This window comes from Proteus sp. fly-1067 (genome assembly GCF_040139345.1).
Lineage (GTDB): Bacteria > Pseudomonadota > Gammaproteobacteria > Enterobacterales > Enterobacteriaceae > Proteus > Proteus vulgaris_B.
Genome location: NZ_JBEEUL010000315.1, coordinates 1 through 501, shown reverse-complemented (window position 1 = coordinate 501; position 501 = coordinate 1). Strand labels below are relative to the sequence as shown.

Genomic DNA, 501 nt, shown 5'->3' with positions numbered 1-501 from the left:
TTCCAATGACTGAAAGTTATGTTGAAGACATTAATCAAGATGACAGACACACTTTCTATACCTCATGTATGTCTTTAAAAGGATGGGAACGAAAAAATCATTATTTTTGGGAATAATAAGAAGTTCTGAAAATAAGAAGCTTAATTACGTTGCCAATAAAGCTTCGTTCCGAAGCCCAGCCGATTATTGACCATCTTAATTTCTTGCAACTGTAGCTCCCATAAAGGCACATGGATAGCAGCTAATGCGACAGGAAAACGTAAACAATAATGTTTTCTTGCGTTGATGTCGTCCTTACCTGTGAGTAAAGAAACAGACCCAGTGAATTGAATACCTTGTAAATCAGATACAGCAATTTCTTGGGTACTAATACTTCCAGCAACTAATAAGTTTTCTTGCATCATTCTAGCATGGCGTGTTTTCTTTTCAGAAAGAAAAATAAGTCTCATCTGACTTTCATCAAACCAATAAAAACAATTAGCACACCAAATATCACCGACT

The 501-nt window shown here is 35.5% G+C and carries 1 protein-coding gene; it reads right to left on the bottom strand.

The window, feature by feature from the left end; genetic code table 11:
• Positions 1 to 140 precede the first annotated feature (140 nt).
• A partial coding sequence (locus tag ABN217_RS20590) for a PNPOx family protein (protein WP_349460060.1) occupies positions 141 to 501 on the bottom strand: 361 nt, incomplete at its 5' end.